This is a genomic window from Comamonas sp. FG99 (assembly GCF_057808605.1).
In genome coordinates this window covers 13,150-36,803 of the sequence record NZ_JBMDII010000019.1, presented here as the reverse complement: position 1 = coordinate 36,803, position 23,654 = coordinate 13,150, and the positions used below count along the sequence as shown (strand labels likewise).

At 69.6% G+C, this 23,654-nt stretch carries 23 protein-coding genes; 14 read left to right on the top strand and 9 right to left on the bottom strand.

The features are described from left to right. Position 1: 1 nt before the first annotated feature. Genes ACODRX_RS14200 through ACODRX_RS14190 form a run of 3 tightly spaced genes read right to left on the bottom strand, consistent with a single transcriptional unit; the run spans position 2 to position 3,014 of the window. Positions 2 to 967, bottom strand: a complete 966-nt coding sequence (locus ACODRX_RS14200) for a Bug family tripartite tricarboxylate transporter substrate binding protein (protein WP_488872168.1) — start codon at positions 965 to 967, stop codon at positions 2 to 4. 19 nt (positions 968 to 986) lie between these two features. Continuing rightward, a complete protein-coding gene (locus ACODRX_RS14195) occupies positions 987 to 1,967 on the bottom strand; it encodes a Bug family tripartite tricarboxylate transporter substrate binding protein (protein ID WP_488872167.1) in 981 nt (326 codons plus the stop codon). Between the two features lie 39 nt (positions 1,968 to 2,006). Beyond that, positions 2,007 to 3,014, bottom strand: coding sequence for an amidohydrolase family protein (locus ACODRX_RS14190; protein ID WP_488872166.1), 1,008 nt, complete (start codon positions 3,012 to 3,014; stop codon positions 2,007 to 2,009). Positions 3,015 to 3,213: 199 nt separating this feature from the next. Here ACODRX_RS14190 and ACODRX_RS14185 point away from each other — a divergent pair, with 199 nt between their 5' ends. Both ACODRX_RS14185 and ACODRX_RS14180 read left to right on the top strand, forming a co-directional pair. Continuing rightward, positions 3,214 to 3,996, top strand: a complete 783-nt coding sequence (locus ACODRX_RS14185; protein ID WP_488872165.1) for an IclR family transcriptional regulator — start codon at positions 3,214 to 3,216, stop codon at positions 3,994 to 3,996. A gap of 113 nt (positions 3,997 to 4,109) precedes the next feature. After that, positions 4,110 to 5,507 carry an amidohydrolase gene (locus tag ACODRX_RS14180; protein ID WP_488872164.1) on the top strand — a complete coding sequence of 466 codons (1,398 nt, stop codon included), beginning with the start codon at positions 4,110 to 4,112 and terminating at the stop codon, positions 5,505 to 5,507. 51 nt (positions 5,508 to 5,558) lie between these two features. Here ACODRX_RS14180 and ACODRX_RS14175 read toward each other — a convergent pair whose 3' ends face one another. The 3 genes from ACODRX_RS14175 to ACODRX_RS14165 form a co-directional block, all read right to left on the bottom strand. Then, complete coding sequence (locus tag ACODRX_RS14175; RefSeq protein WP_488872163.1) at positions 5,559 to 6,047, bottom strand: GlcG/HbpS family heme-binding protein; 489 nt, start codon at positions 6,045 to 6,047, stop codon at positions 5,559 to 5,561. Positions 6,048 to 6,138: 91 nt separating this feature from the next. Continuing rightward, positions 6,139 to 6,789 carry a response regulator transcription factor gene (locus tag ACODRX_RS14170; RefSeq protein WP_488872162.1) on the bottom strand — a complete coding sequence of 217 codons (651 nt, stop codon included), beginning with the start codon at positions 6,787 to 6,789 and terminating at the stop codon, positions 6,139 to 6,141. Next, positions 6,786 to 8,243 (bottom strand): sensor histidine kinase, encoded by a 1,458-nt coding sequence (locus ACODRX_RS14165; RefSeq protein WP_488872161.1) that lies wholly within the window; start codon positions 8,241 to 8,243, stop codon positions 6,786 to 6,788. The genes ACODRX_RS14170 and ACODRX_RS14165 overlap by 4 nt, the downstream gene beginning before the upstream one ends. Positions 8,244 to 8,414: 171 nt before the next feature. On the opposite strand from ACODRX_RS14165, the gene ACODRX_RS14160 reads away from it, so the two are divergent. The 12 genes from ACODRX_RS14160 (at position 8,415) to ACODRX_RS14105 (ending at position 20,775) form a co-directional block, all read left to right on the top strand. Further along, on the top strand, positions 8,415 to 9,020 hold the full coding sequence (locus ACODRX_RS14160; RefSeq protein ID WP_488872160.1) for a TIGR00645 family protein: 606 nt from the start codon (positions 8,415 to 8,417) through the stop codon (positions 9,018 to 9,020). A gap of 69 nt (positions 9,021 to 9,089) precedes the next feature. Continuing rightward, complete coding sequence (locus ACODRX_RS14155) at positions 9,090 to 10,124, top strand: MBL fold metallo-hydrolase (RefSeq protein ID WP_488872159.1); 1,035 nt, start codon at positions 9,090 to 9,092, stop codon at positions 10,122 to 10,124. A 234-nt stretch (positions 10,125 to 10,358) separates the two neighbouring features. Continuing rightward, the gene (locus tag ACODRX_RS14150) at positions 10,359 to 11,372 is read left to right on the top strand and encodes a LysR family transcriptional regulator (protein WP_488872158.1); all 1,014 of its coding nucleotides are present in this window, start codon (positions 10,359 to 10,361) and stop codon (positions 11,370 to 11,372) included. Then, positions 11,369 to 12,826, top strand: a complete 1,458-nt coding sequence (locus tag ACODRX_RS14145) for a SidA/IucD/PvdA family monooxygenase (RefSeq protein WP_488872157.1) — start codon at positions 11,369 to 11,371, stop codon at positions 12,824 to 12,826. Before ACODRX_RS14150 ends, ACODRX_RS14145 begins: the two co-directional genes overlap by 4 nt. Next, complete coding sequence (locus ACODRX_RS14140) at positions 12,823 to 13,797, top strand: ABC transporter permease (protein ID WP_488872156.1); 975 nt, start codon at positions 12,823 to 12,825, stop codon at positions 13,795 to 13,797. The genes ACODRX_RS14145 and ACODRX_RS14140 overlap by 4 nt, the downstream gene beginning before the upstream one ends. Further along, entirely contained in the window at positions 13,794 to 14,693 is a 900-nt protein-coding gene (locus tag ACODRX_RS14135) for an ABC transporter permease (RefSeq protein ID WP_488872155.1), read from the top strand. Before ACODRX_RS14140 ends, ACODRX_RS14135 begins: the two co-directional genes overlap by 4 nt. After that, positions 14,690 to 15,664 carry an ABC transporter ATP-binding protein gene (locus ACODRX_RS14130; RefSeq protein ID WP_488872154.1) on the top strand — a complete coding sequence of 325 codons (975 nt, stop codon included), beginning with the start codon at positions 14,690 to 14,692 and terminating at the stop codon, positions 15,662 to 15,664. Before ACODRX_RS14135 ends, ACODRX_RS14130 begins: the two co-directional genes overlap by 4 nt. Beyond that, entirely contained in the window at positions 15,661 to 16,656 is a 996-nt protein-coding gene (locus ACODRX_RS14125; protein WP_488872153.1) for an ABC transporter ATP-binding protein, read from the top strand. Before ACODRX_RS14130 ends, ACODRX_RS14125 begins: the two co-directional genes overlap by 4 nt. A 107-nt stretch (positions 16,657 to 16,763) precedes the next feature. Continuing rightward, a complete protein-coding gene (locus ACODRX_RS14120; protein ID WP_488872152.1) occupies positions 16,764 to 18,332 on the top strand; it encodes an ABC transporter substrate-binding protein in 1,569 nt (522 codons plus the stop codon). Next, positions 18,332 to 19,624: an acyl-CoA thioester hydrolase/BAAT C-terminal domain-containing protein gene (locus ACODRX_RS14115; protein ID WP_488872230.1), complete on the top strand. Its 1,293-nt coding sequence runs from the start codon at positions 18,332 to 18,334 to the stop codon at positions 19,622 to 19,624. The genes ACODRX_RS14120 and ACODRX_RS14115 overlap by 1 nt, the downstream gene beginning before the upstream one ends. Positions 19,625 to 19,663: 39 nt before the next feature. Then, positions 19,664 to 20,182 (top strand): CMD domain protein, encoded by a 519-nt coding sequence (locus ACODRX_RS14110; RefSeq protein WP_488872151.1) that lies wholly within the window; start codon positions 19,664 to 19,666, stop codon positions 20,180 to 20,182. Further along, entirely contained in the window at positions 20,179 to 20,775 is a 597-nt protein-coding gene (locus tag ACODRX_RS14105; RefSeq protein WP_488872150.1) for a peroxidase-related enzyme, read from the top strand. Before ACODRX_RS14110 ends, ACODRX_RS14105 begins: the two co-directional genes overlap by 4 nt. Here ACODRX_RS14105 and ACODRX_RS14100 read toward each other — a convergent pair. From ACODRX_RS14100 to ACODRX_RS14090, 3 genes are read right to left on the bottom strand one after another with little or no spacing between them, the layout of a single operon-like run. Continuing rightward, positions 20,765 to 21,742: a tripartite tricarboxylate transporter substrate binding protein gene (locus ACODRX_RS14100; protein ID WP_488872149.1), complete on the bottom strand. Its 978-nt coding sequence runs from the start codon at positions 21,740 to 21,742 to the stop codon at positions 20,765 to 20,767. The two genes, ACODRX_RS14105 and ACODRX_RS14100, sit on opposite strands and share 11 nt — an antisense overlap. Before the next feature lie 45 nt (positions 21,743 to 21,787). Beyond that, on the bottom strand, positions 21,788 to 22,699 hold the full coding sequence (locus ACODRX_RS14095; RefSeq protein ID WP_488872148.1) for an alpha/beta fold hydrolase: 912 nt from the start codon (positions 22,697 to 22,699) through the stop codon (positions 21,788 to 21,790). 10 nt (positions 22,700 to 22,709) lie between these two features. Then, positions 22,710 to 23,555 (bottom strand): TauD/TfdA dioxygenase family protein, encoded by an 846-nt coding sequence (locus tag ACODRX_RS14090; protein WP_488872147.1) that lies wholly within the window; start codon positions 23,553 to 23,555, stop codon positions 22,710 to 22,712. Between the last annotated feature and the right edge of the window lie 99 nt (positions 23,556 to 23,654).

The following is a 23,654-nucleotide window of genomic DNA, read 5'->3' as shown; positions in this document are numbered from 1 at the left end:
CTTATTCAGGCTTGATGCCTGCCTGTTGGATGACAGCGCTCCAGCGCTGGATTTCGCTGGCCACGAACTGTGCGGCCTGGGCGGGGGTGTTGGCAACCACGGTAAAACCCATGTCCGCGATCTTCTTGCGGGCCTCGGGCTGCAGCAGCGATGCGTCGATGGCCTGGCTGAGCCTGTCGACGACCGCCTGGGGCGTGCCCGCCGGCGCGCCGATGCCGATCCAGTAGTCCATGTCCATCTGGGGAATGCCGGCCTCCTTGGCGCTTGGCACACCGGGCAGCAGCGGGTTGCGCTCGGCGCCCGTCACCATCAGCGCCCTGAGCTTGCCGCCCCGGATGTGCGCCAGCGCGGTCGGCACCGAGGTGATCAGCGCCTGCACCTGGTTGCTCATCAGGTCGGCGAGCACCGCGCCCGCGCCCTTGTAGGGCACATGCACGATGTCGGTGCCGGTCACGCTCTTGAACAGCTCGCCGGCCAGGTGGGTATTGGTGCCATTGCCGCCCGAGCCATAGTTCAGCTTGCCGGGCCGGGCCCTGGCCAGGGCAATGAACTCCTGCACGCTCTTGGCCGGCACCGCGGGATTGACCACCAGCACATGGGGTACCTTGACCGCGGTCGTCACCTGGACAAAGGCCTTGCGCGGATCGAAAGGCAGGTTCGGCAGCAGGCCGGCGGCAATCGCGTATGACAGCTCGAGCGCCAGCAGCGTGTGCCCGTCGGGGGCGGCGCGCGAGGCCGCGCTCCAGCCGACCACGCCGCCGCCGCCGGTGCGGTTTTCCACGACCATGGGCGCGCCGACGCCGGGTGCCGCGAACTGGGCAATCACCCGGGTGGCGATGTCTGCGCTGCCGCCCGGGGAGTAGGGCACGATGATGCTGATGGGCCTGCCCTGTGCCAGGGCGGGGGCGCCGAATGCGCAGGCGCAGCCGGCCAGGAGAAGGCGGCGGCGGGTGGTATGCAATGGCATGGAAGTGTCTCCAGTGGGATCAATCGAGCTTGGCGCCGGAATCGCGTACGGCCGCACCCCAGCGGGCCTGCTCGCTCTTGAGCAGGGCGCCGAGTTCGGCGGGCGTGCCGCCGCGCGCCACGCTGCCTTCGTCGCGCAGGCGGGCAATGACATCGGGGCGCGCGAGGGCGTCGTTCATGGCCTGGTTGAGTTGTGCAATCACCTCGGCAGGAGTGCCGGCGGGGGCGACCAGCGCCTTCCAGTCTTCCGCCACGAAGCCCGGATAGCCCGATTCGGCAACCGTGGGCACCTCGGGCAGCACCTCCAGCCGCCCGGGCGAGGTGACCGCCACCGCCCGCAGCTTGCCGGCCTTGATCAGGGAAAGCACGCTGGGCGGCGTGGCGAAATAGATGTCGGTGTTGCCGCCCAGCAGGTCGGTGGTGGCCGGGCCCGCCCCCTTGTAGGGCACATGCAGCACCTTGATGCCGGCGCGCTTGGCGAACATCTCGCCGCCCACATGGCCCACCGTGCCGGTTCCGGCGGACGCCATCGTCAGCTGCCGGGCCTGCGCCTGGGACTTGAGATCGGCCAGCGTCTTGATGGGCGAGCCAGCCTTGACCACCAGCACCACGGGCTGCGAGGCCAGCAGGATCACGGGCGCGAAATCCTTGCCGGCATCGAAGGGCATCCTGGTGTACAGCGCCGGGTTGATGGCCAGGTTGGCGGTCTGGCCTGCGCCCAGGGTGTAGCCGTCCTTTTTGGCCTTGGCAACCGCCTCCAGGCCGATGTTGCCGCCCGCGCCGGGCTTGTTGTCGACCACGAAGCTCCACTGCTGCTTGAGCGTCACCTCGTTGGCGACCAGCCGCGTCAGCACGTCGGTGCCGCCCGCGGGGGGAAAGGGCACGACCAGCTTGATCGGGTGGTCCGGATAGGCCGCCTGGGCGCCGCTGCCCGTGGCCGCGAGGCCAAGGCCGACGCCGAGCGCGATGGCGCCGTGCGCGAGGATGGATCGGATCTGCATGCTTGTCTCCTGGGGAAGTTGAAGCCGGGGTGGTGAAGATCAGCCGAGCCGGTAGACGCGGCTGGCGGTGCCTGAGAAAAGCGCCTGGCGCTCGCTGGCGCTGGCGCCGGCGGCCAGGCGCTTGAATGCGTTCCAGCCGGTGGCATAGCTGTACGAGCCCTTGTCCACCGGGAAATTGCTCTCGAACATGCAGCGCTCGGCGCCGAAGGCTTCGATCAGCGTGTGCATCCAGGGCTTCCAGGTGTCGGCCAGCTGCCGGGAGCTCGGGGGCAGCTCGCCCTGCTCGAAGCCGAAGCCGTTGATGCGCATGCCCAGCCCGCCCAGCTTGACGTAGACGTTGGGCAAGGCGGCCAGCTCGCGCATGGACCGCGACCAGGTGGCGAAGACTTCGGGCTGGTGTTGCGCATAGGCGCCGATGCGCACGATGCCGCCGCAGTGGTTGACGATGATGGGCAGGCCGGGGAAGCGCCGGGCCAGCTCCAGCAGCTCGGGCAGCTGCGCAAAGAACAGCCAGGCGTCGTACGACAGGCCCAACGCGGCGAGTTGCGCCACGCCTTCGCGGTAGGCCGGCTCCAGCAGCAGCCCGCGCGGCGCGGCCGACAGCGGGTTGACGAGCGCGGGCTGCGCATCCCAGGCGCTCAGGTGGCGAATGCCCCGAAAGCGCCCCTGCCCCGCATCCAGATGCGCCTGCAGCACCTCGCGCACCGCGGCGCCGAGGCGCAGGTCGGCATGGCCCACGATGGCCTGCGCCACCCGGGGCGCCGAGCCATCGAGGGCGCGGGCCGAGGCCAGCACGAATTCGGTTTCGCCCACCGGCTTGAACGCCTCGGCGCCCCCGGGACGATAGCGCGTCAGCGCCTGCATATAGACCGAGGCACGCAGGTTGTGGCCGCTGCGCATGTCGGCGAGGTATTCATCTACCAGGTAGGTCCAGCCCGGGCGGTCGTAGAAGTGGTGGTGGGCGTCGACGATGGGCAGGTCCGGCTCCAGGATGTCCTCCTGTTGCAGGGCAAGCCATGCATTGCGTACCGGCAGGTAGTTGCTCATGGGCGATTTCAGGGTCGATGTCTCTTTGTTGTTCTATCTAATAGAACTCTGATCTGTCAAGTGGAACTATAAAGAGATTTTTTTCCAGAAAAATGGGTACTAACCCTGGTGCGGCGGCCGGCTTGTGGGCGGGTTGGGCTGCCGCGCCCGGGCGCCATGCCACACTGCGTGCTCGTTTCCCTGATTGATTTCGCAAGCCATGCCCGCAGCACCAGAACCCGCATCTCCCGAATCGAGTGGAGTGGCCGTACTTGACCGCGCCTTCGCGCTGCTGGCCGCCTTCGGCCCGATGGACGAGCGGCTGTCCATGGCCGAGCTGTCGCGCCGCACCGGCCTGTACAAGAGCACGGTGCTCAGGCTGCTGTCGGCGCTGGAGCATGGCGGCTTCGTGCGCCGCCTGGCCGATGGGCAGTACGCCATCGGGCCGCAGCCGCTGCGCCTGGCCACCATCTACCAGCGCTCCTTCCAGGTCGGCCACGTGATCGAGCCCGTGCTGAAGGCCTTGAGCAGCGAAAGCGGCGAGACCGCGTCGTTCTACGTGCGCCATGGCGCGGCGCGCATTGCCTTGTTCCGGGTGGAGCCGGCCCGCTCCATCCGGGCCTCGGTCGCCATCGGCCAGGAATACCCGATCGCCCAGGGCGCATCCGGCAAGGTGCTGAGCGCCTTCAGCGCGTCCGCGGCGCTTGCTGGCGAGGTGGGCCAGCGCATCCGCGAGCGGCTCTGGGCCGTCTCCTACGGCGAGCGCGATCCGGACACGGCCTCGGTGTCCGCGCCGGTGTTCGCGGTGACCGGCGAGCTGCAGGGCGCGATCGCCTTGTCCGGCCCGAGGGAAAGGCTGTCATCGCCCGACGCGATGCAGGCCGCCTGCCAAAGCGTGCTGCGGGCCGCCCGCGATGCCTCGCAGGGCCTGGGCAGCGACCCCGGCCGCTACGAGGCCAGCCTGCGCGGGCTCGTGCGAGGCGACTTCGAACGCCCGGCCTGAGCGCGGCGCCGGGCCCGTTTCGCCGAGCGCTGGGCGCAGTCTCCGATGCGGCACGGCTGGCAGGCAATGCTTGCTAGCATCGCCGCCTTTGTTTTTCGAGGAGAACCCGCACCATGGCAATCGTCCCCCATCTCAAGCAGCTGGCGCTGGCCGCCGCGCTCGCGGCCGGCACGGCGCACGCGCAAGTCCCGGCCACGCCGGCCGCACCTGCAACGCCTGCCGCATCCGCCACGATCGCCCCGGCGCAGGCTGCCCAGGCCCTGCATGCGCAGATCGACGAGCGTGCCAAGGCCATCGAGCAAAAGCTCATCGCCTGGCGCCGCGACATCCACGAGCACCCCGAGCTGGGCAACCTCGAGAGCCGCACCTCCGCGCTGGTGGCCGAGCACCTGCGCAAGCTGGGCATGGAGGTGAAGACCGGCGTGGCGGTGACCGGCGTGGTCGGCCTGCTCAAGGGCGGCAGGCCCGGCCCGGTGGTGGCGCTGCGCGCCGACATGGATGCGCTGCCGGTCAAGGAGCAGGTGGACCTGCCCTTCGCCTCCAAGGCCAAGGGCATGTACCTGGGCAAGGAGGTGGATGTGATGCACGCCTGCGGCCACGACACCCACACCGCCATGCTCATGGCCACCGCCGAGGTGCTGGCCGGCATGAAGGAGCAGCTGCCCGGCAGCGTGAAGTTCATCTTCCAGCCGGCCGAGGAATCGCCCGCCACCTTCGAGCCCGACGGCGAGAAGATCTGGGGCGCCAAGCAGATGGTCAAGGAAGGCGTGATGCAGAACCCCAAGGTCGATGCGGTCTTTGGCCTGCATGTGTCGAGCGCCTATCCCGCGGGCTGGATCGCCTGGCGCCCGGGCCCGGCCATGTCGGCGGTGGACCAGTTCTGGATTGATGTGACGGGCAAGCAGACGCACGGCGCACGCCCCTGGTCGGGCATCGACCCGATCGTGGCCAGCGCGCAGATCGTCACCGGCATCCAGAGCATCATCAGCCGCCAGTCCAACATCGCGCTGGAGCCGGCCGTGGTGACGGTGGGCGCCATCCACGGCGGCAACCGCATGAACATCATTCCCGACAAGGTCTCGATGATCGGCACCATCCGCACCTATGACGAAGGCATGAAGAAGGACATCCACAAGCGCCTGGCCAACACCGCCGAGCACATCGCCGAAAGCTCGGGCGCCAAGGCCCAGGTCAGGGTGGTCGAGCTGTACAACGCCGTGGTCAACCCGCCCGCGCTGGTGGCGAAGATGGCGCCCACGCTCGAGCGCGTGGCCGGCCCGGGCAACTTCGGCCTGCAGCCCAAGTCCTCGGCCTCGGAGGATTTCTCGTTCTACCAGCAGGAAGCGCCCGGCATGTTCTTCTACCTGGGCGTGACGCCCCGGGACAAGGACCCGAACACCGCGCCCAACAACCACTCGCCGCTGTTCTACGCGGATGAGTCGGCGCTGATCTACGGCGTGCGTGCGCTGTCGAACATGGCGCTGGACTACATGCTGGCCGCGCAGCGGTAAAAAGGCAAAGCCCGCCGGGCGGCGGGCTTGCGGGCGGAGGAAGGGGCTGGATCAGCCCAGCAGGCCCTTGAGCTTCTCGAGCGCGGCGTTGGCGCACTGCTCGTCCAGGTGGCCGCCGGGCGCGCCGCCCACGCCCACGGCGCCGATGACTTCGTTGCCGGCCTTGACCGGCACGCCGCCGCCCAGCAGCAGGAAGCCGGGGATGTGCACCAGGTTGGCGGCGCCGGCGTTCTTCTGGGCGTTCTCCATCATGGCCTGCGTGGGGGCCTTGGCCGAGGCCGAGGTGAAGGCCTTGCGCTCGCTGGCGCCCAGCGTGTGCGGGCCGGCGTTGTCGGCGCGCTGCACCACGCGCACGGTGCCGGCGCGGTCCACCACGGTGGCGGCCACCGCATAGCCATTGGCGGCGCAGGCGGCCACCGCGCCGGCGGCGATCTGGTTGGCCAGCTCCAGCGTCATGTTCTTCTCGGTGCGCACGGCGGTGTCGGCGTGGGCGGCCAGGGTGGATGCGGCGAGCAGGGCGGCGGCGGCAAAGGCTTTCATCAAGAATCTCCAGTGGTTGGTCGGGCGCCCGGCGCTGGCCAGGCGGTAGCGCCACTGTAGAAATTGCGCCGCCCGCGCGCCATTCGTACGGCTACGCGCGCGGCTGCGTAGAAATACGGAGCGGGCCTTCCGCCACCAGGGCCGCATAGCCGCGGATCAGCTGCGCCAGCGAGTCGCAGGCGAGCTTGGCGAACAGGCTGGCGCGGTGGCTTTCCACGGTGCGCGGCGACAGCGCCAGCTCGCGCGCGATCTCCTTGTTGGTGAAGCCTTCGACGATATAGGCCAGCACCTCGCGCTCGCGCTCGGACAGCTGGGCATGGCGCTCGCGCGCCGCCTGGTCGGCCTGGCTGCGCTCGCGCGTGCGCACATGCTGGCGCACCGCGTGCTGCAGGGCTTCGAGCAGTTGCTCGTCGTCCACCGGCTTTTCCAGGAATTCGGCCGCGCCGGCCTTGAAGGCGCGGCGGCACATGTCCACCGTGCCATGGCCGGTGAGCATGATGACCGGCTGGTCCACGCCCTGGGCCGCCAGCGCATCGAGCACCGCCAGCCCGCCCAGGCCGGGCATGCGTACATCGAGCACGATGGCGCCGACGGCGCGGCGATCGAAACCGTCCAGGAACGCCTGCGGATCGGCCCAGGCCTGCACGCGCAGGCCCACGGTGCCTATCAGCAGCGCCAGGCTGTCGCGCACGGCTTCGTCGTCGTCGATGAGCTGGATCAGCGGGGATTGCGGCTGGTTCATGGGGCAAGCGGTAGTTCGAGTTCAAAGCAGGCGCCGCGCGTCTCGCTGCGCAGCGCGTGGCCGCGCAGGCGCAGCGTGCCGTTCATCTCGCCGGCCAGGGTTTCGCACAGGCTCAGGCCCAGGCCGAGCCCGCCGGCGCGGGTGCTGGAGAAGGGCTCGAACAGGCGCGGCAGCAGCTCGGGCGCGATGCCCGGGCCGCTGTCGCAGACCTGCAGCCGGCCATGGCGCCCCGAGGCCGAGGCCTGCAGCGCGATGCGGCGCTCGCCGGCGGGCATGCCGTCCAGCGCCTGCAGCGCGTTGAGCAGCAGGTTGTGCACGATCTGCTCCAGCGCCACCGGGTCGGCGAGCACGCGCACCGGCGCGCCGGCGTCGAGAGCGACGGCCACTCCGCGCCGCGCGCAGTCGGGCTCCAGCAGGTGCAGCGTGGCGGAGACCGCCTCTTGCAGCACCACGGGCTGGATACCGCCGCCGGGCCGCTCGATGGCGCGGCGCAGCCGGCCCACCACCTCGGCGGCGCGGCGCGCCTGGGCCACGGCCTGGCCCATGGCGCCGCGCGCGGTGTCCAGATCGGGTTCATCGTCGTCCAGCAGGCGGCGCGCGGCCTGGGTGTTGGCCACCACCGCGGTCAGCGGCTGGTTCAGCTCGTGCGCCATGCCGGCGGCCAGCTCGCCCAGGGCATTGAGCCGCGCCACCTGGCCCAGGCGCAGCAGCTCCTCGGCGCGCCGCCGCGCAGCGCGCTGGCGCAGCAGCCAGCGGGCGCTGCACAGCAGGGCGGCCAGGGCCAGCGCCGCGGCGGCGATGTGCCCCCACGGCAGGTCGGCGATGCCCACGCTGCGCGAGGCGAGCAGGTCGAAATCCTGGCTGGCCGAGGCCAGGGTCTTGCGCATCTCGAAATGCCAGGGGCCGGCGCCGCCGCGCCCGGGCTGGATCAGGTACTGCCGGCCGCCGCGCTCCAGCGCCACGCGCACCGGGCTGCGCCGCGCATCCATGGGCCAGTCGGGCCAGGGCACGCTGGCCGCCAGGTCGATGCTGAGCGCATAGCTGGCCGGATCGGCGCCGATGACCAGCTGGTAGCGCCCCGCGGGCAGGTCGACCGCCGCCAGCTCCGCCCGGTGGGCGCTGCGCGAGCGGGCCTCGGCCTGCGCCAGCGCCGGGCTGGGCCATTGCCGGGCCGCATCGCGCCGCGCAATGCCGAGGATGGCGGGGTAGACGCCAGACAGCCGCTGCTCGGCGCGCGCGCCGCCACCGCCCACGTCCAGCAGCGCCAGCGTGGCCAGCACCGCGTCGTACTGCACCACCTGCTGGCTCATCAGCCGGTGGGCGATGCGGGCCTGGGTGTCGAAATCCTCGTGCAGCCGGGCCAGCTCGGCGCGCACCAGCGCGCCGGCCGCGGCGAGCGCGAGCGCCAGCCACCCCAGCCACCAGACGCCCTGAGTGCGCAGCCATTGCTTCATGGCGCGGATGGTACGGCTTTTTACGTTTGCCTGCGCTGCCGGGCGCGCTGGCGCCACTAAAATCACCCGCCGCGCATTTTTGCCGAGGCCCCGCACAGCGCATGCGCCGCATAAGCACGAATCACACTGGCGCAGCTGCCGCAGCGGGCTTTCCATCCATCTCTTACTGCCATGTCCCTGCCTTCGAACGCGCCCCTGCGCCCTTTGCCGTCCCTGATTTTCGCCAGCCGCTGGCTGCAGCTGCCCCTGTACCTCGGCCTGATCGTGGCCCAGGGCGTCTATGTCTGGCATTTCCTGATCGAGCTGCTGCACCTGGTGGAGGCGGCCTTCGGCAGCGAGGAGGCCTTGCGCATCCTGAGCACCAGCATCGGCTATGCGCCGGACGCGGCGGTCCAGTCGCTGAACGAGACGGTGATCATGCTGGTGGTGCTGGGGCTGATCGACGTGGTGATGATCTCCAACCTGCTGATCATGGTCATCGTCGGCGGCTACGAAACCTTCGTCAGCCGCATGAACCTGGAGCGCCACCCCGACCAGCCCGAGTGGCTGGGCCATGTGAACGCCTCGGTGCTCAAGGTCAAGCTCGGCCTGTCCATCATCGGCATCAGCTCGATCCACCTGCTCAAGACCTTCATCAACGCCGGCAACTACGACGAGAAGGTGCTGATGTGGCAGACCATCATCCATGTGGTCTTCCTGACCTCCGCGCTGGCGATCGCGCTGACCGACCGGCTGCTGGCGCCTGCGCACGGCGGCGGGCCCGGCCACGGCCACTGAGCGCGCCCCGGGTCCTTGCCTTTTGGCGACAGGCCTGCCGGTGCAATTGGTGCTATCGTTTCCGTCCATATGCCCGCTGCAAACCTGACTTACCCCATCGAACCCCCGGCCATGGGCCAGTGGAAGGCCGTGGCGCACGGCGTGCGCTGGATACGGCTGCCCATGCCCTTCAGCCTGGACCACATCAATATCTGGGCCCTGGATGATGGCGACGGCTGGGCCCTGGTGGACACCGGCGTGCGCACCGACCAGGTGGTCGAGACCTGGGAGTCGCTGCTGGCGAGCGCGCCTTTCGACCGGCCGCTGACCCGGGTCTTCGTCACCCACATGCACCCGGACCATGTGGGCATGGCCGGCTGGCTCACGCGCCGCTTCGATGTGCAGCTGTGGATCTCGGCACTCGAATACCTGTCGTGCCGGGCGCTGGTGTCCGACTCGCATCGCGAGGCCCCGCCCGATGCGCTGCGCTTCTACACCGAGGCGGGCTGGCCGGCCGCGGCCATCGAGAAGTACCGCATGCGCTTCGGCGGCTTCGGCAAGCTGATCTACACCCTGCCCGACAGCTATCGCCGCCTGCAGGATGGCCAGCGCATCGCCATCGGCGCGCACGAGTGGGAGGTGGTGACCGGCAACGGCCATTCGCCCGAGCATGCCTGCCTGTACTGCGCCGAGCAGAAGCTGCTGATCTCGGGCGACCAGGTGCTGGCCAAGATCTCGTCCAACGTCTCGGTGCACCCGATCGAGCCCGAGGCCAACCCCATGGCCGACTGGCTGGCGTCGATCGAGAAGCTGCACGCGCGCATTCCCGACGATGTGCTGGTGCTGCCGGCGCACGACAACTGCTTTCGCGGCCTGCATGCGCGCCTCAAGCGCCTGCACGACGGCCAGATGGAGGCCTTCGCGCGCCTGCGCGGCGCGCTGCAGCAGCCGCAGCGGGTGGTGGATGTGTTTGGCAGCCTGTTCTCGCGGCCCATCGATCCGAGCTCGCCGAACTTCCACCTGGCGACCGGCGAGACGATTGCCTGCCTCAACTACCTGATGCAGCAGGGCGAGGTGGTGAAGGAGCTGCGTGACGGGGTGGCCTGGTACCGGCTGGGGAGTTGAGCCGGCGCGGTTGTGCAATAGATCTATGGCCGAAATGGCTGCCAGCGCTGATGCATAAAGCGCTGGCAGCTATTTTTTTGATATCGATGAGGTCTCCACACCGGTGGCGGCCAATGCCTGCGCTTATCGGCAGCGGCGCCAGGCGGGCGCTGCAAGGGTATTAACTTATGCCCATTCAGTATTTGCAGAACGTATGATCTATCGCAGAGAATGCGTGCTTTGCATAGATAACCCATGGAACTGCGTCAGCTGGAAGCCTTTGCCGCCGTGATGTCCACCGGCAGCGTCACCGCCGCCGGGCGCCTGCTCGGGCGTTCGCAGCCTGCGGTCAGCCGCCTGGTGCAGGAGCTGGAGGCCGAGATCGGCTATGAGCTGTTCGCGCGCAATGGCCCGCGCGTCACGCCCACCGAGCAGGGCTTCTTGCTGTTCGAGGATGTGGAGCATGCGCTCACCGGGCTGCAGCAGATCCGCCGCCGCGCCAAGGAGATCGAGCGGGGCCTGCGCCGGCCGCTGCGCGTGGTGGCCACCACGGCGCTGGCCGCGGGCCTGGTGCCGCAGGCGCTGGCCCGCATCGAGGGCAGCGAGCCCGCCGGCGCGATCCAGCTGCGCAGTGCCGCGCCCGAGCGCGTGGTGCACGATGTGCTGTGCGGCGCGGCCCACCTGGGCGTCACCAGCCTGCCGCTGGAGCACCGCGGCCTGCAGGTGCACTGGATCGGCCAGGCTGCCTGCGTGGCGGTGCTGCCGGCGTCCGACCCGCTGGCCCGGCTGGACCCTGTGCCGCTGGCGGCGCTGGCCGGGCGGCAGATCGTGACCATGGCCAACCCCTACCGGCTGCGCCACCGGCTCGACGCCGCGTTCGCCAATGCAAGCCTTGACTCGGGCTCGGAGGGCCAGGCCCAGGCCATGCCCCGCATGATCGAGACCAATTCGTCGCTGAACGCGATGATGATGGTGCGCGCCGGCCTGGGTGTGGCGGTGCTGGAGCCGGTCACCGCCCATGGCGTGCCGCTGCAAGGCGTGGTCACGCGCGCGCTCGACACCGATATTCCCTTTCTGTTTGGCGTGGTCACCCGGCAGGCCGCGCCAACCCTGCCTTGCGCGGATGCGCTGATGGCGGCGCTGGCCGATGCCGCCGCCGCGCTGCTGCCCGGCTTCGTGCTGCACGACGCGGCCGCGCACGCTGCGCTGCTGCAGCAGGCCGCGCAGGAGGCATCCGCCGGCACCAGCGATATGGACAAGCACCCATGAACACCGAACCTCTCACCACCTTGCAGGGCCTGGCCCATCTGGAGGCGCGCCTGCGCCAGGACATGGCCTGGCTCGAGCTGCCCGCCAAGAACTGGGTGCCCGAGCGCCAGCTGGATGGCCAGCCCGTGCTGCCGGTCGCGATCATCGGCGGCGGCATGGCGGGCCTCGCGGCCGCGGCCGCGCTCAAGTTCCTGGGCGTGCCCGCGCCGCTGTTCGACCGCTCGCCCGCAGGCTTCGAGGGCCCCTGGGCCACGACCGCGCGCATGGAGACGCTGCGCTCGCCCAAGCAGCTCACCGGCCCGGCGCTGGGCATGCCGTCGCTGACTTTCCGCGCCTGGTTCGAGGCCCAGTTCGGCCTGCAGGCCTGGGATGCGCTGGACAAGATCCCGCGCCTGCAGTGGATGGACTACCTGCGCTGGTACCGCCAGGCGCTGGCGCTGGATGTGCGCAACCTGCACGAGGTGCGGGCGGTGCTGCCGCGCGCCGACGGCGTGGTGCAGCTCGACATGCATACGCCCGCCGGAGCGCAGAGCGTGCTGGCGCGCCATGTGGTGCTGGCCACCGGCCGCGACGGGCTGGGCGGCGCCCATGTGCCGGCCTTCGTGCAGGCGCTGCCGCGCGAGCGCTGGGCGCATTCGTCCGACGTGATGGACTACGCCACGCTTGCCGGCCGCCGCGTGGGCGTGATCGGCGCCGGCGCCTCGGCGATGGACAGTGCCGCCACCGCGCTCGAAGCCGGCGCCGCGAGCGTGGACCTGATCATCCGCCGCACCGACATACCGCGCGTGAACAAGGGCAAGGGCGCGGGCAACCCGGGGCTCACCCATGGCCACCTCGCGCTGCCCGATGCGTGGAAGTGGCAGATCCGCCACTACATCAACCAGCAGCAGGTGCCGCCGCCGCGCGGCAGCACGCTGCGCGTGTCGCGCCATCCGAACGCGCGCTTCAACCTGGGCTGCGCCATCGAGGACGTGCGCTGGAGCGGCGACGAGATTCGCGTGCACACCTCGCGCGGCGTGTTCGCGCTCGACTTCCTGGTGTGCTCCACCGGCTTTCGCATCGACTGGAATGCCCGGCCCGAGTTCGCCGCGCTGGCGCCGCATGTGCGCTCGTGGCGGGACCGCTGCCAGGGCCCGCTGGGCGAGGCCGACCAGGAGCTGGAGGATTCGCCCGACCTGGGCCCGGCCTTCGAGCTGCGGGAGAAGGTGGCCGGCGCCTGCCCGGGGCTGGCGCGCGTGCACTGCTTCTCCTACCCGGCGGCGCTGACGCACGGCACCGTCTCGGGCGACATCCCGGCCATCAGCGTGGGCGCCGAGCGCCTGGCGCAGGGCCTGGCGGCCCAGCTCTATGCCGAGGACGTGGAGCAGCACTACGCCAACCTGCAGGCCTTCAGCGAGCCCGAGGTGTTCGGCGACGAATGGGTGCCGGCCGAGCCGCCGGGAGCCGCCGCATGACCGGCTGGCTGCTGCGCCGCCTGGCCCAGGCCGCAGTGGTGGTGGTGCTGATGACCATCATCGTCTTCGTGGGCCTGCACGCCATCGGCAATCCGGTGGACATCCTGATCGGCCAGGACGTGGACCAGCTGGAGCGCGCCCGCATCATCGCCGAGCTGGGGCTGGACCAGCCGCTGTGGCGCCAGTACCTGGGCTTCGTCAATGGCGCGCTGCACGGCAACCTGGGCACCAGCTTCGTCTACAACGTGCCGGCGGTCACGCTGATACTGCAGCGCCTGCCGGCCACGCTGGAGCTGGCGATCGCCGCGCTGATCATCGCGGTGCTGGTGGGCGTGCCGCTGGGCCTGTTCGCCGGGCTGTTCCCTGAGCATCCGCTGTCCAAGCTGCTGATGGCGGGCAGCATCGTGGGCTTTTCGCTGCCCACCTTCTGGGTCGGCCTGATGCTGATCATGGCCTTCAGCGTGGGCCTGGGCTGGCTGCCGGCCAGCGGCCGCGGCGAGACGGTGCAGCTGCTGGGCGCGCAGTGGTCGTGGCCCACGCTCGACGGCCTGCGCCACATGCTGCTGCCGGCGGTCAATCTGTCGCTGTTCAAGACCTCGCTGGTGATGCGGCTCACGCGCGCCAACGTGCGCGAGGTGATGCCGATGGAGTTCGTCAAGTTCGCGCGCGCCAAGGGCTTGTCGCCCCTGCGCGTGGTGCTGGTGCATGTGCTGCGCAACACGCTGATCCCGCTGGTGACGGTGCTGGGCCTGGAGCTGGGCTCGACCATCGCCTTCGCGGTGGTCACCGAGAGCATCTTCGCCTGGCCCGGCGCGGGCAAGCTGATCCTGGACAGCATCAATGCGCTGGACCGGCCGGTCATCGTCGCCTACCTGGTGGTGGTGGTGTGCCTGTTCGTCACGCTGAACCTGATCGTGGACATCCTGTACAAGGTGCTGGACCCGCGGGTGCGGCTGGAGGGCGCGGCATGAGCAGCGCAGCGTTGAAATACGAATCGCCCTGGCGCCGCAACGCCAGCGAATTCTTCGCCTCGAAGACGGCGGTGCTGGGGCTGGCCATCGCGCTGCTGCTGATCCTGGCCGCGCTGCTGGCGCCGTGGATCACGCCGCAGAACCCCTACGACCTGAACCAGCTCGACGTGATGGACGCGCGCCTGGCGCCGGGCGCGCCGAGCGGCGAGGGCAGGTTCCACTACTGGTTGGGCTCGGACGGGCAGGGGCGCGACCTGTATTCAGGCATTCTGTACGGCCTGCGCATCAGCCTGCTGGTGGGCGTGGGCTCGGCGCTGATCGCCGGCGTGCTGGGCACCTTGCTCGGGCTGCTGGCCGCCTATGCCGGCGGCAAGACCGATGCGCTCATCATGCGCGTGGTCGACCTGCTGCTGTCGTTCCCGTCTATCCTGGTGGCGATGATGATCCTGGCCTACCTGGGCAAGGGCGTGGGCAACGTGGTGCTGACCCTGGTGGTGCTGGAGTGGGCCTACTACGCCCGCACCGCGCGCGGCCAGGCGCTGGTGGAGCGGCGGCGCGAGTATGTGGAGGCGGCGCGCTGCCTGGACATCCCGAGCTGGCGCATCATGCTGCGCCACATCCTGCCCAACTGCCTGCCGCCGCTGATCGTGATCGGCACCCTGCAGATCGCGCGCGCCATCACGCTCGAGGCCACGCTGAGCTTTCTGGGCCTGGGCGTGCCGGTGACCGAGCCGTCGCTGGGCCTGCTGATTTCCAACGGCTACCAGTACATGCTCTCGGGCGAGTACTGGATCAGCTTCTACCCCGGCATCGCGCTGCTCGTCACCATCGTGGCCATCAACCTGGTGGGCGACCGGCTGCGCGATGTGCTCAATCCCAGGACGCGCCAACAATGACGACCGTCCCCACGCTGCAGGTCAGCAACCTGCAAACCCATTTCCACACCCGCGCCGGCGTGTTGCGCGCGGTCGACGGCGTGTCGTTTTCGCTGGCGCGCGGCCGCATCCTGGGCCTGGTGGGCGAGTCCGGCTCGGGCAAGTCGGTCACCGGCTTTTCCATCATGGGGCTGCTTGATCCGCCGGGCCGGGTGGTGGGCGGCGAGGTGCTGTTCCAGGGCCGCGAGCTTACGAAAATGCCGCCGCGCGAGATGCGCGCGCTGCAGGGCAGCCGCATCGCGATGATCTTCCAGGATCCGATGATGACGCTCAACCCCGTGCTGCGCATCGACACGCAGATGATCGAGGCGGTGCGCGCGCACCAGCGGGTGAGCCACGCCCAGGCGCGCGAGCGCGCCCGCGACACGCTGGGCCTGATGGGCATACCCAGCCCCGACGAGCGGCTGCTGGCCTACCCGCACCAGCTCTCGGGCGGCATGCGCCAGCGGGTGGCGATCGCCATCGCCATGCTGCACCGGCCCGAGCTGATCATCGCCGACGAGCCCACGACGGCGCTCGATGTGACCATCCAGGCGCAGATCCTGTCCGAGGTGCAAAAGCTCGCGCGCCAGCAGGGTACCGCGCTGATCTGGATCACCCACGACCTGTCGGTGGTGGCCGGCCTGGCCGACGAGGTGGCGGTGATGTATGCCGGCCGCATCGTCGAGCACGGCCCGGTGGACGCGGTGCTGGACGCGCCGCTGCACCCCTACACCGCAGGGTTGATCGGCAGCCTGCCAAGCAACAACCGCCGCGGCGAGCGCCTGCGGCAGATCCCCGGCATGACGCCCAACCTGCTGCAGCTGCCCGCGGGCTGCGCCTTTGCCGCGCGCTGCCCGCGCGTGGGCGAGGCCTGCGCGCAGCGGCCGGATTTGACGCAGCCCAAACCGCAGCGCCTGGTGCGCTGCTTCTATCCGATGGAGGCGGCATGACCGATACACCCGCAGCGATAGCGCTGCGCCAGGTCAGCAAGCGCTTTGGCGAGCGCAGGCCGGGCCTGCTCGACAGGCTGGGGCTGGCTCGGCCGCCGGCGGTGACGCGCGCGGTGGACCGGGTTGACCTGGCCGTGGCGCCGGGCGAGGTCGTGGGCCTGGTGGGCGAGTCGGGCTGCGGCAAGTCCACGCTGGGCCGCCTGGCCACCGGCCTGCTCGCGCCCTCGGACGGCGAGGTGCTGGTCGGCGGGCAGCGCATGGCCGACATGGATGCGCGCCAGCGCCATGCGGCGCGCCTGCAGGTGCAGATGATCTTCCAGGACCCGTACGCCAGCCTGAACCCGCGCCTGCGGGTCGACGAGATCGTCGGCGAGGCAGCGCGCATCCACGGCCTGGTCGATGCCGCCGGCTTCGACGACTATGTGTGCGCGCAGCTGCGGCGCGCCGGGCTCGACCCGGCGCTGCGCCACCGCTACCCGCACCAGTTCAGCGGCGGCCAGCGCCAGCGCATCGGCATTGCGCGCGCGCTGGCGGTGCAGCCGCGGGTGCTGGTCTGCGACGAGGCGGTGGCCGCGCTCGACGTGTCCATCCAGGCGCAGATCCTGAACCTGTTCATGGACCTGCGCGAAGAGCTGAAGCTGACCTATTTGTTCATCAGCCACGACCTGGGCGTGGTCGAACACCTGTCCGACCGCGTGGTGGTGATGTACCTGGGCCGGGTGATCGAGACCGCGCCGGTGGAGGAGCTGTTCAGCCGCCCCAACCATCCCTACACCCAGGCGCTGCTGGCCGAGGTGCCCAAGCTGGGCGCGCGCCACAAGACCTATACCGCCATCCAGGGCGAGATACCGAGCCCGCTGCACCCGCCGCCGGGCTGCCACTTCCACCCGCGCTGCCCGCATGCCATGCCGCGCTGCAGGGCCGAGGCGCCGCAGCTCAAGGGCATTGCCATCGGGCATTTCAGTGCTTGCCATCTGAACGATGGATCTTGAAAAAGTGAGCTGCTGGCGCTTGCCATTGCTTGGTTTTAGATGGTTTTATTTTTGAAATTGGCTGGCGATAGGCGCTGGCAGCTATTGTTTTTGATAAGGAGATCGCCATGAAACGCTTGATGCTTTCCTCCCTGAGCGCCGCGCTGCTCACCGCCGGCATGGCCGCCCATGCGCAGACGCTGAGCATCGGCTTCGCCGACCCGCTGTCGTCGCTCGACCCGCAGCTCAACAACCACGCGGGCGACCGCTCGGTGGACCTGCATTTCTGGGACCTGCTGGTGGAGAACAAGGCCAACCAGCTGCAGCCCGGCCTGGCCGAGAGCTGGAAGAACCTCGATCCCAAGACCTGGGAGTTCAAGCTGCGCAAGGACGTGAAGTGGCAGGACGGCAAGCCCTTCAGCGCCGACGACGTGATCTTCTCGTACCAGCGCGCGCGCAGCGTGCCCGGCAGCGTGGCCACCTTCGCCGGCTACCTGCGCACCGTGGAGTCGGTTGCCGCCAAGGACCCGCACACCCTCGTCATCAAGACCAACATCCCCAACCCCGACCTGCCGCTGAACCTGGCCTCGGTGCACATCGTCAGCAAGCATGTGGGCGAGAAGGCCACGACCGACGACTACAACTCGGGCAAGGCGGTGATCGGCACGGGGCCGTACAAGTTCGTCTCGTACACGCCGGGCGACCGGGTGGTGATGGCGCGCAACGACGCCTACTGGGGCGGCAAGCCCGCCTGGGAGAAGGTGAACTACCGCTACATCAACAATGCCGCTGCGCGCACCGCCGCGCTGCTGGCCGGCGATGTGGATGTGATCGACAAGGTCTCGGTGTCCGACCTTGCCAGGCTCAAGCAGTCGCCCAGCGTCTCCGTCTTCCCGTACGACGGCCTGCGCGTGATGCTGCTGCAGCCCAGCTTCAACCCGGCGCCGACCCCGTTCCTCGCCGACAACACCGGCAAGCCCTTGGCGAAGAACCCGCTGCTGGACCAGCGCGTGCGCGAGGCGCTGAGCATCGCCATCAACCGCAAGGCCATCACCGACCGCATCCTGCAGGACACGGCCACCGAGGCCAACCAGTGGATGCCCAGGAACACCTTCGGCTACAACCCCGAGATCAAGAACATCGCCTTCGATGCCGCGCGCGCCAAGAAGCTGCTGGCCGACGCCGGCTTTCCCGAGGGCTTCAAGCTGACCATGCACGTGCCCAACGACCGCTACCCGCAGGGCCCCGAGACCGCGCAGGCGGTGGCGCAGTTCTGGAGCCGCATCGGCGTCAAGACCCAGGTCGAGGTGGTGCCATGGTCGGTGTACTCCGGCAAGGCCAACAAGAACGAATACGCGATGAGCATGCTGGCCTGGGGCAACGGCACCGGCGAGGCCAGCTACGCGCTGGTGAACGTGCTGGCCACGGTCGATGCCAAGAAGGGCCTGGGCGCCTCGAACTGGGGCCACTACAGCAACCCGGCGGTGGACAAGGCGCTGGCCGACTCCACCGCCGAGTTCGACACCGCCAGGCGCGAGGCCATATTGCGCGCCTCGGCCAAGGTGGTGAGCGACGACGTGGGCGTGATCCCGCTGTTCCACTACCGCAACGTCTGGGCCGCGAAGAAAGGCCTGAAGGTCACGCCCATGACCAGCGACCGCACCGCCGCGATGATGGTCACCAGGGACGGCAAGTGATGGCCACCCCGGTGCTATCGGTGACGCCGGCGGACGGGCTGATCGATGTGCCGCGCCGCATCCGCGTGGAGCGGCTGGCGCCGGGCCGGCAGGTGGTGATCGCCACCCGCACGTCGCGCAACGGCGTGCAGTGGTGCAGCGAGGCCACGTTTGTGGCCGGCGCCGACGGCGTGGTGGACCTGGAGCGCGATGCGCCTGTGTCTGGCGACTATGCCGGCATCAGCCCCATGGGCCTGGTCTGGTCGCAAGCGCCGCTGGGCTCCAGCAGCCGCGAGGCCTTCAACCAGCCGGTGGCCGAGCCGCTGCTGACCGAGGTCACGGCCAGCGTGGATGGAGCCCAGGCCACGGCCACGCTGGTGCAGCGCCTGGCGGCCGAGGGCGTGACGCGCCGCGAGCTGCGAGAGGACGGGCTGGTCGGCACGCTGTACCTGCCGCCGGGCCCCGGCCCGCACCCGGCGGTGATGGTGCTCAACGGCTCGGGCGGCGGCATCAACGAGCCGCGTGCGGCGCTCTATGCATCGCGCGGCTTTGCCGCGCTGGCGCTGGCGTATTTCAAGGCGCCCGGCCTGTCCGACTACATCTCGAACACGCCGCTGGAGTATTTCCAGCAAGGCCTGCGCTGGATGCGCCGCGAGCTGCAGCCGCTGCACGGCTTCGTCGCCGTGAGCGGCCAGTCGCGCGGTGGCGAACTGGCGCTGCTGCTGGGCGCGAGCTTTGCGCAGGAAGTCTCCGCCGTCGTGGCCTATGTGCCCAGCGCCTTCGTGCACAGCGGCCAGAACGCCTGCGACCCGAAGATCGGCCGCGAAGGCCCGACCTGGCTGCTCGGCGGCAAGCCGCTCACCCACCTGTGGGAGAACAACCGCAGCGCCAGCTGGGCGCCGTACGACGACGGCCCCGAGCCGCGCCGCCACGACCGCGCCATGCGCACCGCGCTGCAGGATCCCGAGGCGCTGGCGCGGGCGCGCATCCGCGTCGAAGCCATCCAGGGCCCGGTGATGCTGCTGTCCGCCACCGACGATGGCTCCTGGCCGTCGAGCATCTACTCGCGCATCGTGCGCGACCGGCTGGCCGAGGCGCGGCACCCGCACGCGGTGCAGTGGCTCGATTTCGAGAACGCCGGCCACTCCATCCTCTTTCCCTACGTGCCGACCACCCAGCTCGTCTACGCGCATCCGGTGTCGGGCAAGGTCAGCACCAGCGGCGGCCATGCGGCGGACAACGCGCGCGCCGACGAGCAGTCGTGGGCCGGCGTGCTGCAGTTCCTGCGCAACGCCGTGGCCGCGCGGGGCTGAACGTACCCATTCGCCTTCCATCCAGCAGGAGACGCCCCCATGGCAGAAGCATTCAGCTACCAACCCGATCAAGACCTGATCGACCGCATCGCCGGCCTCAGCCCCGGCAGCAATACCTACGCCGTGCGCCACCAGCGCGACAAGGTGGCCGCGGCCACGCAGGGCAGCTACGAGGCCTTGTTCGCCCCCGGCCTGCAGGGCCTGTCGCTGCAGGAGCGCCTGCAGGTGGCGCTGCACGCCTGCCAGCTCACGCCGGCGCCCGAGCTGGCCGCACACTACCGCGAGCGCCTGCAGGCCGCCGGCGCCGATGCCGCGCAGATCGCGGCCGCCGAATCCGGCAAGGCCGCGGAGCCGCGCCTGGCCGCGATGCTGGAATTCACGCGCAAGCTGATCGAAAAGCCGGTCGAAGGCGACGAGTCCGCCCTCAAGGCGCTGCCCGCCGCGGGCCTCAGCACGCCGGCGGTGGTGGCGCTGTCGCAGCTGATCGCCTTCCTGTCGTACCAGGTGCGCCTGGTGGCCGGCCTCAAGGCCATGAAAGCACTGGAGGAGGCAGCATGAGCATCATCATCGAAGTGAACGGCTTCACCAACGAGACGCTGGAATGGAAGGCCTGGCTGGACGTGATCGACGTGGCCCAGGCCACGCCCGAGCAGATCGCCATCCTGGAGGAAAGCCACCCCAAGGCCAAGACCTCGGACTACTACCGCTTCCTGGCGCATCAGCCCGAGATCCTGCGCCAGCGCTCCACCGCCTACAACGCCATCATGTATGCGCCCGGCGGCCTGCCGCGCGCCGAGCGCGAGCTGGGCGCCACCGTGGTCTCGCGCGTCAACGGCTGCGTGTACTGCGGCTCGGTGCATGCGCAGCGCTTCGAGCAGCTGGCCAAGCGCACCGACGTGGTGGCCCAGGTCTTCGACAACCCGGCCACCGCCGGCACCAGCGAGCGCGAGCGCGCCATTGCGCGCTTCTCGATCAAGCTCACCGAGCAGCCCGCCGGGCTGGGCGCGCAAGACATCCAGGCGCTCAAGGACGTGGGCCTGAACGAGGCCGAGATCCTCGACCTGCTGCATTCCGACGCGATCTTCGCCTGGGCCAACCGGCTGATGCTGAACCTGGGCGAGCCGGTGTTTGCGGCGCCGGTCAATACCTGATATTGCGCTCCCGGATCAGCTGGCCCCAGCGCTCGGTGTCCTTGGCCAGGTAGCGGGCAAATTCCTCGGGGGTGCCGCCGCCCGCGGTGGCGCCGATCGACTCCCACTTGGGTTGGAGGCCGGGGCTGCGCACGGCTTCGATGATATCGGCCGCGAGCTGGTGCACGATCTCCCCGGGGGTTCCCGCCGGCACGAAGATGCCGTACCAGGCCGAGGCCTCAAAGCCGGGCAGGCCCTGCTCCGCCACGGTGGGTACCTCGGGCAGCCAGGGCAGGCGCTGCGACGAGGTCACCGCCAGCGGCACCACGCGCCCCGCCTTGATCTGCTGCAGCACGCCGTTGTCGAACATGATGTCCACGCGGCCCGACAGCAGATCCTGCTGCGCGGCGGCGCTGCCCTTGTAGGGCACATGCATCAGCTGCACGCCTGCGGCCTTGGAAAACAGTTCGCCGGACAGGTGGGTCGAGGTCGCGGTGCCGGTGGATGCAAACGAGATCGCGCCGGGCGATGCCTTGGCCTTGGCGATCAATTCCCGTACGTTCTTGACGCCCAGGCCGGGCGCGGCGACGAGGATGTTGGAGATCGTGGTCAGCGCGGTGACCGGGATGAAGTCCTTGGCGGGGCTGTAGGGTAGCTTGTCCATCAAGAAGCCATTGAGCATGAACGGCATGGCGGTCAGCAGCAGCGTATGCCCGTCAGGCGGGGACTTGCTGACCGTCTCGGTGGCGATGACGGTGTTGCCGCCGGGCTTGTTCTCGACGATCACAGGCCGCTTCCATTTGTCCGACAGGTACTGGCCGACGACGCGGGCCTGGATGTCGGTGGCGCCACCGGGCGGGTAGGCGACGATGAGCCGCACCGGGCGGCTGGGCCATTTCGTGGACTCGGCCATGGCGGCGTTGGGCAGCGGGGCGGCCACAGCGGCGGCGAGCAGCGCGCGGATCAGGGTTCGGCGTGGGAATGTCATATTGTCTCTTTCTGGTGGCTGGGGCAACGGCTTGCGGCCGATGCATCAGCAGATGCTTGTCGGGAGCGGCTCCTGCCGCAGCCATGACCGGATCGGGGCGATCCAGGGCCCGGGCTGGTAGAGCAGGGCCTGATGGCCGTACGGGGTGTGCACCACATGCATGGGCTTGCCGTGCGGCGGCGGCGGTGGTGGGAACAAGGTGTCGGAAGACGCATACAGCAGCGTGGCGCCGGCAGGGCAGTCGCCCACGTCGAAGCCAATCGCCGCGGCCCGCAGGCGCCACAGCGAATCGGCGCTGAACTCCTGCGCCCATTGCTGCACGCGGCCGTATTCGGCCTGCCGTGCTGCAGCGCCCTGGTCGCGCACCCATTCCTTCAGGCCCGAGCGCTGCAGCACGCCCAGCCGGAAGGCCGCGCGCTGGCTGGGCTGCACGAGGGCGCGTAGCGCGGGCAGCTCGCCGGCGCTGCCGCGGCCCCTGGGCGCGGTGCACAGGCCGAGCACGCGCTTGACCCGATGGGGATGGTCCGCCTTGAGCTGCAGGGCCACATAGCCGCCAAAGGAATAGCCGATCGCTCCTGCGAGAGCGCCGATGCCCAGCTGGTCGAGCAGCGCGGCGATGGCGGCGGCCATGCCGCGCACCGAGGCGTGGCCATGCTCCGCGCCATGCCACCGCGATCCGTAGGAAGAGCCGGGCAGGTTCACGGTGATGATTTGCACCTGCGTGGTGTCCAGCGCCTTGGCATCGCCTGCCCAGGGGCTGGCCCAGCCGGCATCTGCCGCGCCCGGATGCGCGGCCAGGGCGAAATGGCTGCCGGTATAGCCATGCAGCAGCAGATAGGCGGGGGCGGCGCGCGGCCCGCATCGGGTATAGGCCAGGGCCAGGCTGACCGCCTGCCCATCCGCCAGGCGAAAGCCGTCCAGCTTGGTGTGTGCGCTCAGCACGCGGGTGGCGTCCACCTGGGCGGCCTCAGACCGGGCGCTCGCCCCGCACCGTGGTGCGGTACAGCGAGCGGTGCTGCCCGGGCGGCAGGTGGCGCGTGGTGGCGCTGTGCATGGTGGAGCGGTTGTCCCACATCACCACATCGCCGGGGCTCCAACGGAAGTCGTAGCGGAATTGCGGCTGCAGCGTGTGTTCGAACAGAAAGTCCAGGATTTCCTCGCTCTGCTGGATTGGCAGGCCGACGATCTCTGCGGTCATGCCCTTGTGCGCAAAGATCGACTTGCGGCCGGTGTCGGGGTTGGTGCGGATCAGCGGATGCACCACGTCCGGCGTCTGCGCCTTTTGCGCTTCGTTCAGCACGACGCTGGTGCTCTGGCCGTCGGTGGCGGGCTTGCGGCGGTAGCGGTGCACCGCGCGCAGGCCGTCCAGGCGCTGCTTCCACTCGGGAGACAAGGCCTCGTAGGCGGCCTCCATGTCCACGAAAAGCGTGTCGCCGCCTTCGGGCGGGATTTCCTGTGCGTTCAGGATGGTCGCCTTGGCGGGCTGCTCCTGGAAGGCGAAGTCGGAATGCCAGTAGGAGCCGCCGTCCGCTATGCCCATGGGCTTGCCATCGACCACCCGGTTCGACAGGCGGAAGATCTCCGGATGGTCCGGATGGTTGTACTGGGTGAGCAGGTGCACTTCCAGCGGCCCGAAGCGGCGGCTGAACTCGATCTGTCCCCTGGCGGACAGCGACTGGTCCTTGAAGCACACCAGTTTGCTGTCCACGAAGATCTCGTGCAGCCGGGAAAACTCGGTGTCATCCAGCGGCTGCTCCAGATCGATGCCGCTGATGGCCACGCCGAATCGCTGCGAAAGCGGGGATATCTGCATGCTGTTGTCTCCTTTAATTGGCGAACATATGTTCGCTATTTAATGTAGATCAAATCTCCTGCCATGTCACTACCCGGAGCATTTATCCTTGGCGCAGTC